General features: G+C 27.9%; 12 protein-coding genes. 11 read left to right on the plus strand and 1 reads right to left on the minus strand.

Going from position 1 to position 14,421, the window contains the following annotated elements; translation table 11 throughout:
- The first annotated feature begins 77 nt into the window (after positions 1 to 77).
- The 3 genes from Q3304_RS17965 (at position 78) to Q3304_RS17975 (ending at position 4,120) form a co-directional block, all read left to right on the plus strand.
- Entirely contained in the window at positions 78 to 1,196 is a 1,119-nt protein-coding gene (locus Q3304_RS17965; RefSeq protein ID WP_407814495.1) for a sigma-54 interaction domain-containing protein, read from the plus strand.
- A 213-nt stretch (positions 1,197 to 1,409) separates the two neighbouring features.
- Positions 1,410 to 2,783: a M20 family metallopeptidase gene (locus tag Q3304_RS17970; RefSeq protein ID WP_407814494.1), complete on the plus strand. Its 1,374-nt coding sequence runs from the start codon at positions 1,410 to 1,412 to the stop codon at positions 2,781 to 2,783.
- A gap of 74 nt (positions 2,784 to 2,857) precedes the next feature.
- Positions 2,858 to 4,120: an MFS transporter gene (locus Q3304_RS17975; RefSeq protein ID WP_407814493.1), complete on the plus strand. Its 1,263-nt coding sequence runs from the start codon at positions 2,858 to 2,860 to the stop codon at positions 4,118 to 4,120.
- Between the two features lie 104 nt (positions 4,121 to 4,224).
- Here the strand turns inward: Q3304_RS17975 and Q3304_RS17980 are convergent, their stop codons facing one another.
- Positions 4,225 to 4,695 carry a DUF4358 domain-containing protein gene (locus Q3304_RS17980; RefSeq protein WP_407814492.1) on the minus strand — a complete coding sequence of 157 codons (471 nt, stop codon included), beginning with the start codon at positions 4,693 to 4,695 and terminating at the stop codon, positions 4,225 to 4,227.
- Positions 4,696 to 4,833: 138 nt separating this feature from the next.
- Between Q3304_RS17980 and Q3304_RS17985 the strand changes: the two genes are divergently transcribed.
- The 8 genes from Q3304_RS17985 to ptsP all read left to right on the plus strand — a co-directional run bounded on the left by Q3304_RS17985 (position 4,834) and on the right by ptsP (position 14,358).
- The gene (locus tag Q3304_RS17985; RefSeq protein WP_054271335.1) at positions 4,834 to 5,478 is read left to right on the plus strand and encodes an undecaprenyl diphosphate synthase family protein; all 645 of its coding nucleotides are present in this window, start codon (positions 4,834 to 4,836) and stop codon (positions 5,476 to 5,478) included.
- A gap of 146 nt (positions 5,479 to 5,624) precedes the next feature.
- Complete coding sequence (locus Q3304_RS17990) at positions 5,625 to 6,449, plus strand: N-acetylmuramoyl-L-alanine amidase (protein ID WP_407814491.1); 825 nt, start codon at positions 5,625 to 5,627, stop codon at positions 6,447 to 6,449.
- A 321-nt stretch (positions 6,450 to 6,770) separates the two neighbouring features.
- Positions 6,771 to 8,324 carry a putative bifunctional diguanylate cyclase/phosphodiesterase gene (locus Q3304_RS17995; RefSeq protein WP_407814490.1) on the plus strand — a complete coding sequence of 518 codons (1,554 nt, stop codon included), beginning with the start codon at positions 6,771 to 6,773 and terminating at the stop codon, positions 8,322 to 8,324.
- A complete protein-coding gene (locus tag Q3304_RS18000) occupies positions 8,321 to 8,719 on the plus strand; it encodes an Rrf2 family transcriptional regulator (RefSeq protein ID WP_054271333.1) in 399 nt (132 codons plus the stop codon). The genes Q3304_RS17995 and Q3304_RS18000 overlap by 4 nt, the downstream gene beginning before the upstream one ends.
- A gap of 39 nt (positions 8,720 to 8,758) precedes the next feature.
- On the plus strand, positions 8,759 to 10,492 hold the full coding sequence (locus tag Q3304_RS18005) for an Eco57I restriction-modification methylase domain-containing protein (protein WP_407814489.1): 1,734 nt from the start codon (positions 8,759 to 8,761) through the stop codon (positions 10,490 to 10,492).
- Positions 10,493 to 10,723: 231 nt separating this feature from the next.
- Positions 10,724 to 11,935 (plus strand): patatin-like phospholipase family protein, encoded by a 1,212-nt coding sequence (locus tag Q3304_RS18010; protein ID WP_054271331.1) that lies wholly within the window; start codon positions 10,724 to 10,726, stop codon positions 11,933 to 11,935.
- Between the two features lie 191 nt (positions 11,936 to 12,126).
- Positions 12,127 to 12,387 (plus strand): HPr family phosphocarrier protein, encoded by a 261-nt coding sequence (locus Q3304_RS18015; protein WP_054271330.1) that lies wholly within the window; start codon positions 12,127 to 12,129, stop codon positions 12,385 to 12,387.
- Between the two features lie 258 nt (positions 12,388 to 12,645).
- Complete coding sequence (ptsP, locus tag Q3304_RS18020; RefSeq protein ID WP_074178812.1) at positions 12,646 to 14,358, plus strand: phosphoenolpyruvate--protein phosphotransferase; 1,713 nt, start codon at positions 12,646 to 12,648, stop codon at positions 14,356 to 14,358.
- The last annotated feature ends 63 nt before the right edge of the window (positions 14,359 to 14,421 follow it).

Consider the following 14,421-nt stretch of genomic DNA (forward strand, 5'->3'; position numbering starts at 1 on the left):
AGTAAGACATATTTTAGTATGCGAAATTCTATGAAACAGGAACCCTGTGACTTTAGTCATGGGAGGTTCAGGATATAGTGGGAAACTCTAAGAAGAATAAAGAAGTTATAGAATATGCTAAAAAATACGCTAAAATAGATTCAACAGTACTGATATTAGGTCAGACAGGAACAGGAAAAGAGTTATATGCTCACTCTATTCATAATTATTCAGATAAAAGGAATCGACCATTTATATCTATAAATTGTGCAGCAATACCAGATGAACTACTTGAAAGTGAATTGTTTGGGTATGAAAGTGGAAGTTTTACAGGGGCTAGGTCTCAGGGTAAAAAAGGTTTATTTGAAATAGCTAATGGTGGAACTATATTTTTAGATGAAATAGGAGATACAAGTCAATTATTTCAAGTAAAGCTTTTAAGAGTACTGCAAGAAAAGGAAATAGTTAAAATTGGTGGATATGAAAAAATTAGATTGGATATAAGAGTAATTGCTGCTACTAATAAGACCATAGATGAACTTAGAAATTCCAGTAATTTTAGAAAAGATTTATTTTACAGACTTAGTACTTGTATACTCAGTATACCTCCACTTGAAGAGAGAAAGGAAGATATACCTGTGCTATGTAATTATTTTTTAGCAAATATGGGATATCCTTATAAAAAAATCGATGACGAATTAGGAAAGTTTCTGTACAAATACAACTGGGATGGAAATGTACGAGAATTAAAAAATTGTATTGAATATGTTGGGAACTTTGGTGGTGAATTACTTACAATAGATGATTTGCCTATGATATATAAAGATTCTTACCAAAATAAGTATATTGAAGATAAAGAATTTACTTTAAATACATATGACAATAATCAAAACAGAGCATATGAAAATAACATGCTTAATGATACAGATTCTGAAGTTAATGATAATATAGAAAAATCTTATAATGTATATTTTGAGAACTTAGGCCATCGAGATAATCTTATAGCATGTGAGATTATGAGGATATTATATAAAGAAAATTGTGGAAGAAGAATGATAGTAAAGAAATTACAATCAAACAATGTAAATTCAAGTGAACATAGTGTTAGAGTAATTATGAACTTTTTAGAGTCAGAGGGATATATCGGAAAGAGTATTGGGAGAAATGGGAGCTATCTTGAAGAAAAAGGGGAGAAATGGGTTACTAAAAACTTATAAATAGAAAATAAATGGGATATCGATTTAATGATATCCCATTTATTTTTTTTGTTTACAATATTACTTATTTAATCAGGATAATTAAAATTTTAAAAAAGAGTGTTTGCAAGTCTTACAAGACTTACTGAGATTAAAATCTACTTACTTGGCACAATCATTGCTTATATAGTAAGTCACAAGTAAAAAATAATTATTCCTAGGAGGGTTTTAAATATGAAAAATGATTTAATTAGTTGTGTTGATAAACATAAAAAAGATTTAGTAGAAATGGCAAAAGGAATCTGGGAAAATCCTGAGACTTCATATGAAGAATATTTTGCAAGCGGTGTACAAAAGAAGTACTTAGAAGAAAGTGGATTTAGAGTAAATACTGTGCAAGGAATAGAAACTGCCTTTGTAGCAGAGTTTGGAGAAGGTAGACCTGTCATAGGCATATTGGGAGAATATGATGCTTTACCAGGATTATCTCAGAAAGTATCTTTAATTAAAGAAGCTATAACTGAATCTGCCCCAGGTCATGGATGTGGTCATAATCTGTTGGGAGTAGGAGGAGTAGGAGCAGTAGTAGCATTAAAAGAAGTTATGGAGAGGGATAATATCAAAGGAACTATAAAATATTTTGGATGTCCAGCTGAAGAAGGTGGAGTAGGAAAATGTAATATGTATAAAAAAGGATGTTTTAGAGATATAGATTGCGCTTTTAGCTGGCATCCTTTTGATGTAAATAGCCCTTGGAGACCAACTAGTTTATCAAATTTTTCTATGAAATTTAGATTTAAAGGAATTACTTCTCATGCAGCACAATCTCCACATACTGGTAGAAGTGCACTTGATGCAGTTGAACTTATGAATGTAGGTGCTAATTATCTAAGAGAACACATACTGGACTCTATACGTATGCACTATGTAATAACTAATGGAGGAGAAAGACCAAATATAGTTCCTGGTTATGCAGAGTCATGGTATTTCTTAAGAGGTAAAAAAGCATCAGATGTAAAGAGTACTCTTGATAGATTGGTAAAAGTTGCTAAAGGTGCAGCGCTGATGACAGAAACAGAAATGGAATATGAAGTTATAGATGCAATGTATGATTATTTACCTAATCAAAGTTTGACAGATGTTGTATCTGAGAATATGAGATTGGTAGGAGCACCAAACTTTAAAGCTGAAGATTTAGATTTTGCTCACAAATTAGCAAATACAATTACAAAAGAAGAAAGACGAAATGTAGCAACTTCATTTCAAGGAAATCTTAATATAGTAGAAAAATATCTACATGATGATATTGCTGACTTTGAAGATTATAAATACAAAAATGTATCTGGTTCAACTGATGTAGGAGATATAAGCTATATAGTACCAACTGCACAATTTGCTATGGCGGCATGGCCTATTGGTACAGCAGCACATACTTGGCAAGCTTGTTCATCATCTGGTTCTAATGTAGGCTTTGAAGCAATGTTAAGTGCAGCGAAAGTGCTTGCTTGTTCTGCATATGATATCTTGATGGACAGAGAAAAGCTTGAAAAATCAAAAGAAGAGTTTACAAAATCTTTGGATGGATTTGAATATAAACCATTGGTATAATCTTTATTTTAAAAATAGAATTATACCTTAAATAATAAATTAATCTTAAAATCACTAAAATTGGGGGGTAAAAAATGGAATCAAATAATATATCTAATTCACAAAAAGGGTTTTTTAGAGGATGGTTAGTTGTATTTGCTGGCTTAATACTAATGATATCTGTTTATGGAATAGTAAATAATTGTGCAAGTTTATTTATAAAACCTGTAACAGAAGACCTAGGTTTTTCTAGGTCTGAGTTTTCTCTTTATTATACAGTAATTGCTTTGTCTACCATGGTAATAGCGCTCTTTATGGGGAAATTAGCAAAGAAATTTAAACTAAAAAATATAATGCTTGTAGGGTGTGTGTTAGCAGGAATTGGTTATATAGGATATTCATATGCAAGCAGTATATATGTTTTTTATTTAATGAGTATATTTTCAGGCTTGGGGTTAGGTATGACAACTCTAACTCCTCTATCAATAATAATAAGCAATTGGTTTGTAGAAAAAAGAGGTCTAGCATTAGGTTTAACTTTTATGGGAAGTGGAGTAGGTGGTATGATATTTAATCCTATAGCTAACTATATAATATTAAACTACAGTTGGAGACAATCCTATTTAGTGTTGGGAATAATAATATTAGTCACAACTATACCAGTAGTTTTGATATTTATGTCTGAAAAACCAAGTGATAAAGGTTTATTGCCATATGGATATAACAATTCTTCTGAAAACGTTTTAGACAATTCTGTAAAAGGAATCATACTTGGAGATGCTGTAAAAACTAAAATATTTTGGATTATGGTTGTAGGATTAATTTTGATTACAATAATAGCTATGGGAGTACAAATGCATATTGCATCTTATTTGACTGATATAGGGTATTCTCCAACTTTTGCAGCAAGTGTTATATCTATAAACATGGGAGTAGTTATATTAGGCAAAATACTTCTAGGATATGTATTTGATAAAGTTGGATGTGAAAAAGGTGTTATATTTGTTGGATTACAAGTATTTCTAGGGGTATTGGCTCTATTATTTGCTAGTAAGTATCCAGCTATAATAGTATTTATTATATGTTGGGGAATTGGAAACTGTATGGGAACTATTGTACCTGCTCTTATCACATCAGAGATATTTGGCAAAAGAGATTATTCAACAATAGTTGGTGTAGTAAATGCAGTAGTTTTATTGGGAGCAGCCTTAGGTTCAGCTGTTACAGGAAAACTATATGATATGTCTGGAGGATATACATTAGCATGGATGACATACTTGGTATTGACTGTAATTATGGTTGGATTGATATTAATAAGTCTAGTTTTAGGAAAAAAGAAAAAGCTAAAAGAGGTTTAAATTATACTAATTAAACAAATAAAAAATATCAATGTAATTTTTAATAAAATAAATTTATTTATATAAAAATTACATTGATATTTAATAAACATCAATAATGATATTTATTTTTTTATTATACTCAGTATTTTGTTTTCTATTTGAGAGGAATTTTCAGCAGAAATTAGATAAACATATCTGCCTGCTTTCTCAACTATAGTATTATTTGCTATTTCAGAATTGCCTTTTTCTCCATGTCCTTCTCCAAAAGGTGCTTGTATCATGTCTTTTTTATAATTTTCTAGAGTTTTATAGATTTTATCTACATCGTCAGTTTTTATGACGATAATATCTTCTAGAGATAATTTTTCAGAAGAATTAATTACAAAACCTTGAATGATGTCCTCTTCCACATCATTGAAATAGTTAAATTCCTTTGCATCAAAGACTTTTGATTCTTTTACAAGTAAATCAGAAGATTTTAATGACTTTTCAATTTTCGATGTAGAAACGTTTTTGTAATCACCACTTGAAGAACAACTAACCATTCCAAATGATAAGATTATCGAAAAAAACAATATTAAAATTTTTTTCATGATAAACCTCCAAGTTTTTTAAACTCTATCTTAAATTAGTTTACTACATAATTATATAAAAATAAATGTATTTAATGTTACAGTTTTGATTAATAATGTAATATTTTGATAATAATACCTATTAAGAGGTGATTAGAAATGAGAGTACCAAAACATGTAGGAATTATCCCAGATGGAAATAGAAGATGGGCGAGTCAAAATGGTATGACAAAAGATAGAGGATATGAAAGTGGAATAAATCCTGGACTGGAATCTTATAGATTATGTAGAGATTTAGGTTGTGAAGAAGTAACTTTTTATGGATTTACAACTGATAATACAAGACGTCCATCGGTGCAGACAAAAGCTTTTACAAAAGCATGTATTGATGCTGCAAATATATTAATAGATGAGGGTGCAGCTTTATTAGTTGTTGGAAATACGAAATCTCCAATGTTTCCAGAAGAATTATTACCATATACTAATAGAATCCAAGCTAGGGAAGGTCAGATAAAAGCAAATCTATTGGTAAATTATGGTTGGTATTGGGACCTGAATAATATATCAGGAGTAGAAAATGTAAATAAAAATAACATACAAGATTACATACAGTCATTTGATGTATCAAGATTAGATTTGATAATCAGATGGGGTGGAAGAAGGAGATTAAGCGGTTTTTTACCTGTGCAATCGATTTATGCAGACTTTTATGTTATAGATAATTATTGGCCAGATTTTAGAGGTGATGATATAAAAGATGCCTTTAGCTGGTATGATACACAAGATGTTACTTTAGGTGGATAATTAGAGAATTTTGATGTTTTAGGTTGTAGAATGTTTTAAATTATTGAAAAAAAACCTTCTTGGTGGTAAAATAACACTAATATTATGAAAAAATAACACTAATATTATAAAAAAATGTGAAAATTTATACCAAGAAGGGTGAAAAAATGTCAAAAAGCAATAATAATAGTAATTCAAGAAACAAATCTAAAAATACCAGCCATCTGAATAGAAAAAAAAGAAAATTAAATAAGAAAAAATTAGTAGTGTTGGTTTGCTTTACGATGTTATTTTTATTTATTGCATTTAAAGTTACTCAAGGTGTAGTGGCTTTAGTAAAAGGGATGGATAAAAGCAATAAAACTAACCAACAACAAAACGTTGAGTCAGAGCAATTTGACCTTGGCAATGAAGAAGAAAATAAAAATAAAAAATATACTGTATTCATAGACCCAGGTCATGGAGGAAATGATAAAGGAACCCAAAGTAAGACTAGTAACAGATATGAAAAAGACCTAAATTTACAAATTTCAAAGAAATTAGCAAATAAATTAGCTAAACAGAAAGATATTCAAGTTGTAGTATCTAGAACTGATGATACATATGTATCGCTGATGGATAGAGTTAATCTAGCGAAAAATAGTTCTGCTGATGTGCTTGTTTCTATCCATTTAAATGCAGAGAAAAATGGAAATACAGCAACAGGTATAGAAACCTGGTATAGGAATAAAGCTACAGATGGCTCAAAAGATCTTGCACAGTCAGTGCAAAGTACTATAGCATCCTATGTTAAAGTAAAGGATAGGGGTATAGTTGAAAACAACTTTGAAGTACTTAGAGAATCAGATATGCCTGCTATATTGATAGAGTGTGGTTTTTTAACGACACCATCAGAAGAACAAAAAATAATAAATGAAAAATATCAAGACCAACTTACAGAGGGTATTGTTCAAGGTATACTTTCATACTTAGATTCTAAAGGAAAAAAATAAATTAAGTTCATGTTTATGTATGGATTTACTTAAATATGAAACTGTATACTTTGGATTAAATTTATTCTGTTGAATTGTATCAAAAAATACTATTTGAATTGAAAAACTATGAAATTAGAAACTATTTTACATATATCTAATCTCATAGTTTTTTTTGTTAAGAAAGTAAATATTTATGAAATTTAAGAAAGTAAATTTAATATAACATAGTTATTTATTTGTGATGTTAACTTACATTGATTTACTATCAATTGTGCTTTATAATTAATATAGAAAAAGTTTGATTGTAAGATAATTTAAAAATAATATAGGGGAATTTATATGAATAAGAATAGTATGACAAAAATTTACAGTTTAAATAAAATAATTTTTATCATAATCGGAATTTTGGGAATAGTTTTACTCACAAGGCATGTTGGGATATATATAAAGGTATTAATTTTACTTTTATTAATATTATTTACTATAAATATATTTATTTCGTATCTTAAAATCAAGCTATATGAGGATAAAATTAATTTAGAAATAGTAAATAATTCAGATAAGATTATGAATATTACTAAGGATGAGAACTTTTTAAAACATATTCAAAATTATATTATTAGCAATAAGAAAGAAAACTGTGTTATGGCTTGTTTTGATTTATGTAGACTTAAACTTATAAATGATATATATGGTTATGAGTTAGGGGATGAAGTATTAGATAATATTTCAAGCAATCTAAAAAGTTATTTTGGTGAAGAGGCTATTTATGGAAAACTAAAAAGCGATGTTTTTATATTAATAATAAAGCTTGAAGACAGAGAACAAAAGATTCCTTATTTGGTAAATCTCATTAGGAATAAAATTGTGACATTAAGTCAGATTGATAGTTTTAAAATGAATATAAATGTTGAGGCATCAATTGGAATTTATAGATTTAATGATGATAAAGTTGATATAAAAAAAGCTATGGACAATGCTGATATGGCAAGGATTAAGTCAAAAGGACTAAAGCATATAGAATATGTAGAATTTGATTCTGCAATGGAAGAAGAAATACAATCACTTATGAAAATAGAGCAAGATTTATTCTTAGCTATAAAGAACAAGGAATTTGTAATCCATTATCAACCCAAAGTTGATTCGAGTACAGGTAAAATTATAGGTTCAGAGGCATTAATAAGATGGATACATCCGTCTTTAGGTATGGTTGGACCAAATAAGTTTATTCCTATAGCTGAAAGAAGTGGTCTGATAAATAATATTGGTAGATGGCTAATTCAAGAAGTATTTGTTACTATTGATAATTGGATTTCAGAAGGTATAAATGTCTTACCAGTTTCAATAAATCTTTCCAGGGTGGAACTATACAAAAATGATTTAGTAGATTTTTTAAAATCAATGTTTAATACATATAATGTGCCTAAAGAACTCATAGAAATAGAAGTTACAGAAACAACAGCACTAAGAGATGTAAAATTTATAAGTGAGAGGCTTTATGAGATTAAATCTTTAGGTATAGACATATCATTAGATGATTTTGGAGTAGGTAACTCGAATTTTATTAATCTTAAGGGGATACCACTAGATGTTATAAAAATTGATAGGTCACTTATAATGGATATAGTTACAAATACAAAGACAAAGTTTATGGTAAAAGCAATTGTTAATCTTTCACAAGATTTGAACTTAACTGTTATATGTGAAGGTGTAGAGGATATGGAGCAGGTTAAAGTTTTAAACGAAATGGGATGCAATTTAATACAAGGTTACATCTATTTTAAGCCTTTAGATGAGATTAGTTATAAAAGAATTCTTACTGACAGAAATTATGTAAATCTAGAAGATACTCTTTTAGATAGATACATGGCAGTTGAGGAGGCGGAAGAATGATTTCAGAAGATGTAGATTATTCAATAAGAATTATAAGAGCTATATTTAACAATGGGGAAGATAATCCAATAGATGTTAAAACAATATTAAAAAGTGAAGATATACCAATACTAACACTGTATAAACTTCTTAGAAAACTTTGTGCAAATAATGTACTTACTCTTAATAAAGAAGATGGCAAGAAATACATGTTAAATGTATCATTGGATACAATAAGTTTAAGAACTATTGTAGAATTAATTGATGGAAAAATATATATAAATAAATGTACGAGATATGTATCCAATTGCAGTAATTGCTTAAAAGGTTGCAAAGTAAATCGCGAGTTACTAGAAATAGAAAAAGAAATCTATAAACTTTTATCAAGAAAATCTATAAGACAAATACTAGAATAATAAATTTTCAGCTATGATAATAATTGGAGGTTTTCAGCTATGGATGATATATCTCAAGATAATTTTCTACTGTCTAAAGAGTATGAGAATAGTTTAGATGTAGATACTAAAAAAGCAAGTGGAATATACTATACTCCTAAAATCATTGTCGATTATATTGTAAAAAAAACTTTAAAAAATCACGATATAATTAAAAATCCATACCCACGAATACTCGATATTTCTTGTGGGTGTGGAAATTTTCTTTTGGAAGTATACGATATTTTATATGACTTATTCGAGGAAAATATCTATGAATTAAAAGAGAAGTATGATGAGGCTTATTGGACTGTTGATAATATACACAGTCATATATTAAATTATTGTATATATGGTGCTGATATTGATGAGAAAGCTATAAATATATTAAAAGACAGCTTAATAAACAAAAAGGCAGTAAATTACTTAGAGGAATCTGATATAAAGATTAATCTATTTTGTTGTGATAGCCTTAAAAAGAACTGGCGATATAAGTTTGATTATATAATTGGTAATCCGCCATATATTGGTCATAAAAAACTTGAAAAGAAATATAAAAAATTTCTCCTAGAAAAATACAGTGAAGTTTATAAAGATAAAGCTGATTTGTATTTTTGTTTCTATAAAAAGATTATAGACATTTTGAAACAAGGAGGAACTGGTAGTGTTATAACTCCAAGATATTTTTTAGAAAGTCTATCGGGTAAAGATTTAAGAGAATATATTAAATCAAATGTTAGAGTTAAAGAAGTAGTAGATTTTTTAGGTGCAAATATATTTAAAAATATAGGGGTATCTAGTTGTATACTTACTTTTGATAAGAAAAAATCAAAAGAGAAATCAATAGATGTATTTAAAATAAAAAATGAGGATATATGTATAAATAAATTTGAAACACTAGAAGAACTTTTAAATAGTAGTAACTTTGATTATTTTAGTATAAATCAAAGTTTGTTGTCTGATGAATGGATACTTGTAAATAAAGCTGATGGAGTTTTTTATAATAAGATACAAGAAAAATGCAACTATAGTTTGGAAGATATAGCGATAAGTTTTCAAGGAATAATCACAGGTTGTGATAAGGCCTTTATTTTAAGTAAAAATGATGTAAAATTGAACCTTGTGGATGATAAATTTTTAAAGTGTTGGATAAAAAGTAAAAATATAAATAAATATATAGTAGATAAAAGTGAATATAGGTTAATATACTCAAATGATATAGAGGATGAAGAAAAAAATAAGAAAATACTTGATGAGATTATAGGAATATACAAGTCAAAGCTAGAAAACAGAAGAGAATGTAAAAATGGAATAAGGAAATGGTATGAACTTCAATGGGGAAGAGAAAAGCTTTTCTTCGAAAGGAAAAAAATAATGTATCCTTATAAATCAAAAGAAAATAGATTTGCTATAGATTATGATAATAACTTTTCAAGTGCAGATGTATATTCTTTTTTCATAAAAGAAGAATATTTAGATAAATTTTCATATGAATATTTAGTTGGAATCTTAAATTCTAGCATTTATGATAAATACTTTAAAATAACTGCTAAAAAGATGAGTAAAAACATATACGATTACTATCCTAATAAGGTTATGAAGATAAGAATTTTTAGAGATAATAATTATGAAGAGATAGAAAGTTTGTCAAAGGAAATAATATCAATTTTATTAAACAACTCTGTGGATAAAGAAAAGGTAGAAAGATTGCAGATAAAAATGGATAACTTAATAATGAATTCTTTGGGTATATAAGCATCTGTAGATATAAAGAAAATCACGGAATGTTAATTATTTATCTAAATTTTGAATAAAAAGTTAACCATATAAAAAACATTAAAGATATATACTTTTAAATGGTTTTTTGATAAAATAAAAATAAATTTGTACAATTTTATTTTTCTCCAATAACTAAAAATAGTTTTTTGAATTAATATTTGCTGAGAAATAGAAATCAGAAACGTTTTTAATATAGTAGGTGATAATATGAAAGGATTAGTTTTAGAAGGTGGAGGAACAAAAGGTGCCTATCAAATAGGGGCATATAAGGCTTTAAGAGAGCTTGGAATAGAGTTCCAAGGAGTAACTGGGACATCAATTGGTGCTTTAAATGGAGCATATATAATTCAAAATGATATTGAAGTAATGGAAGATATTTGGTTAAACTACGATTATACTCACTTTATGAATATGGATAAAGATACTTATGAGAAATTTAAAAATGTAGATTTCACTACTAAAAATATCAATGCACTTATTGAACTTATAAATAAGGCTAGAAAAAATGAAGGTATAGATATAAGCCCTATGAGACAACTAATGGAAACTACGTTAAATGAAGATATAATACGAAAATCAAAAAAAGACTTTGGACTTGTTACAGTGTGGTGGGATAAAAAGATTAATCCACATCCAATGTATATAGAAGATATGCCACAAGGGAGATTGATTGATTATTTAATTGCTAGTTCTAGCTTGCCTATTTTTCAATCAAATATGATGGATGATAAATTATATCTTGATGGAATGTTTTGTGACAATATGCCAATAGGACTTTTAGAAGACAAAGGGTATGAAGATGTTGTTGTAATTAGGCTGATTGATGATTTTCTTGGAAAAATGAATTTAAATAAACATCAGAATATAAATATAAAAACTATAATACCATCAGAGTATTTGGGAGGTTCTCTAAATAAAGACAGAGACAATGTAGAAAAAAATATTCGATTGGGTTACTTAGATACTATGAAAGCGTATGAAAGATGTAATGGGATTAAATATTATTTTGATGTAGAATATAAATACAATGAAGAATATTGTTTTGATAAGTTTAGAAGTATGAGTAATGAAACTGTGCAATTTATTTGTAATTTATTAAATATAAAGAGAGATGTTTCTTTAAGAACTATTATGGAAAGTGTAATACCAAAACTTGGTGAAGTACTTGGCTTACCCAAAAATTTTTCATACAAAGATTTATTTTACTGTATATATGAAAAAAAACTTGAAGAAAATAGCATAAATAGAATAAAATTATATGATTTTAACAAAGTTATAGATGTTGTAAATACAAATATTGATTCTAATAAAAATTTAGCTTCTAATTTTGAAATTAGACCTAAAATTAGTATTAAAAAGAACAAAAATACAAAATTATTGACAAATTGTATTATAAAAGACTTAAAAAATCAAAGTTAAATAAAAAACAAAAAAAAATTTGTAATTATACTCGAAAAAAGTGTATATTAGTAGTATAATATTTTTGTAGCACTAGTGGGAACAAAAAATGACCATAGGACAAAAAAGTACCACTAAGTACCATTAAAGTAAAAAATAGGAAAACAATTTTAAAAAATATAAAATGTAAAGTCTATAGGAGGATTTAAAAAATGGAAAAAGTAGTTAGTATCAAAAATGCAAGTGGATTACATGCTAGACCAGCAGGAATGTTTGTTAAGAAGGCTGCTGAGTTCAAATCAACAGTAGAGGTTGTAGCAAAAGACAAGACTGTAAATGCAAAATCAATAATGGGAATAATGAGTTTAGGTTTAGCTCAAGGAGAAGAATTAAAGTTAGTTGTAAATGGAGATGATGAAGAAGTAGCTTTAGCTGCAATGGTTGAATTAGTTGAAAGTGGATTTGGAGAGTAGATATAATAATTTTTTTAAGTTTGATATTTATAATCTAATCATTACTTAAAGTAAAAGTAACAGAGAAGCATTAAACATATACAGATTGACATTTGTAGATATTTAATTTCTTTGTTACTTTCATGTTTATTTAATCAGAAGATTAAGACTATTGTTAACTGGGTATGAAAATACAAATATTTTAGAATATGAAATAAGATATTTTTAATCATAAATTTAGTATGAAAATACAGAAGATATTTTTTAGGAGGTAGGGTTATGGCTTACAAAGGAATAGGTGCTTCTCCAGGTGTTGCTTTAGGGAAAGCGTTAGTAGTTGAGCATAGTGAATTAGTAATTGAAAAAAAATCTATAGATAATGTTGAAGCGGAAATTGCTAAATTAGAAAATGCAGTTGCAGTTTCTAAAGAAGAATTAATAAAGGTTAAGGAAAAGGCTTCTGAAGAATTAGGAGCAGAAGAGGCAGAAATATTTGAAGCACATTTATTAGTTTTAGAAGACCCAGAATTAATTGGTTCTGCAATAGACAAGATTAAAACTGAAAATGTAAATGCAGAGTACGCTTTAAATGAAATAAAAGAAATGTTTGTTAGTATGTTTGAGTCTATGGACAATGAATATATGAAAGAAAGAGCAGCAGATATAAAAGATGTTACAAATAGAATACTTAGACATATATTAGGAATTAAAGTTGTTGATTTATCTGCTTTAAGTGAAGAAGTAGTATTAATAGCACATGATTTAACTCCATCAGATACAGCAACTATGAATAAAAAAATGGTTTTAGGATTTTTAACTGATATAGGTGGAAGAACTTCTCATACAGCTATCATGTCTAGAACTTTAGAAATAGCTGCAATCGTTGGATTAAGTGATATAACTTCAAATGTTAAGGATGGAGATTTTGTAGTCTTCAATGGAGATACTGGTGAAGTAATCGTTAATCCAGATGAAGATACTATAAATAAATATACTGAGTTAAAAGCTAAATATGAAGAAGAGAGAAAAGCATTACAGTTATTAAAAGGAAAAGCATCTGTGACTTTAGATGGAAAGCATGTAGAATTAGCTGGTAATATAGGAACTCCTAATGATATAGAAGGTCTAATAAAGAATGATGCTGAAGGTGTTGGTCTTTATAGAACAGAATTCTTATACATGGATAGAGATTCTTTCCCAACTGAAGAAATACAATATGAAGCTTACAAAGCTGTACTAGAAGGAATGGATGGAAAACCTATAGTTATAAGAACATTGGATATAGGTGGAGATAAAGAATTAAGTTATTTAAGTATGGAACCTGAAATGAATCCATTCTTAGGTTATAGAGCAATAAGACTTTGCTTAGACAGAAAAGATATATTTAAGACTCAATTAAGAGCTTTATACAGAGCAAGTGTTCATGGAAAACTAAGAATCATGTTCCCTATGATTTCCTCTTTAGAAGAATTATTACAAGCTAAAGAAGTTGTAAAAGAAGTTTTAGCAGAACTTGATTCTGAGGGTATAACTTATGCTAAAGATGTAGAAATTGGTATGATGATAGAAGTGCCATCTGCTGCTGTAATATCTGATGTACTAGCTAAACATGTAGACTTCTTCTCTATAGGAACTAATGATTTAATTCAATATACTTGTGCAGTTGATAGAATGAATCAAAAAATAAGCTATCTTTATAATCAATTTAATCCAGCTGTTTTAAGACTTATAAAGACTGTTATAGACAATGCACATAAAGAAGGTAAATGGGCAGGTATGTGTGGAGAATCTGCTGGAGACCAAAAAATGATACCAATACTTTTAGGTATGGGATTAGATGAGTTCTCTATGTCTCCAATATCAATACTTCCTGCTAGAAAATTAATAACTTCAGTTAAAGAAGCCGATATGAAAAAATTAGCTGATGAGGTACTTAATATGGGTACTGCTGAAGAAATAAAGAAATATATTGAAACTACTTTTAATATGTAATTATTAAATTATATCTATATAAATACTTATTTAGGTAGATTGTAGATAGTAAAAAATTATTTA

Origin of the sequence: Clostridioides sp. GD02377, from assembly GCF_045899875.1 — a bacterium.
GTDB lineage: Bacteria > Bacillota > Clostridia > Peptostreptococcales > Peptostreptococcaceae > Clostridioides > Clostridioides difficile_A.

What these genes read in the sequence shown, in the direction of transcription:
- Q3304_RS17980 (WP_407814492.1), bottom strand. Translation starts at nt 4,695, where the DNA reads ATGAAAAAAATTTTAATATTGTTTTTTTCGATAATCTTATCATTTGGA.
- Q3304_RS18010 (WP_054271331.1), top strand. Translation starts at nt 10,724, where the DNA reads ATGAAAGGATTAGTTTTAGAAGGTGGAGGAACAAAAGGTGCCTATCAA.
- Q3304_RS18015 (WP_054271330.1), top strand. Translation starts at nt 12,127, where the DNA reads ATGGAAAAAGTAGTTAGTATCAAAAATGCAAGTGGATTACATGCTAGA.
- Q3304_RS18000 (WP_054271333.1), top strand. Translation starts at nt 8,321, where the DNA reads ATGATTTCAGAAGATGTAGATTATTCAATAAGAATTATAAGAGCTATA.
- Q3304_RS17975 (WP_407814493.1), top strand. Translation starts at nt 2,858, where the DNA reads ATGGAATCAAATAATATATCTAATTCACAAAAAGGGTTTTTTAGAGGA.
- Q3304_RS17995 (WP_407814490.1), top strand. Translation starts at nt 6,771, where the DNA reads ATGAATAAGAATAGTATGACAAAAATTTACAGTTTAAATAAAATAATT.
- ptsP (WP_074178812.1), top strand. Translation starts at nt 12,646, where the DNA reads ATGGCTTACAAAGGAATAGGTGCTTCTCCAGGTGTTGCTTTAGGGAAA.
- Q3304_RS18005 (WP_407814489.1), top strand. Translation starts at nt 8,759, where the DNA reads ATGGATGATATATCTCAAGATAATTTTCTACTGTCTAAAGAGTATGAG.
- Q3304_RS17985 (WP_054271335.1), top strand. Translation starts at nt 4,834, where the DNA reads ATGAGAGTACCAAAACATGTAGGAATTATCCCAGATGGAAATAGAAGA.
- Q3304_RS17990 (WP_407814491.1), top strand. Translation starts at nt 5,625, where the DNA reads ATGTCAAAAAGCAATAATAATAGTAATTCAAGAAACAAATCTAAAAAT.
- Q3304_RS17970 (WP_407814494.1), top strand. Translation starts at nt 1,410, where the DNA reads ATGAAAAATGATTTAATTAGTTGTGTTGATAAACATAAAAAAGATTTA.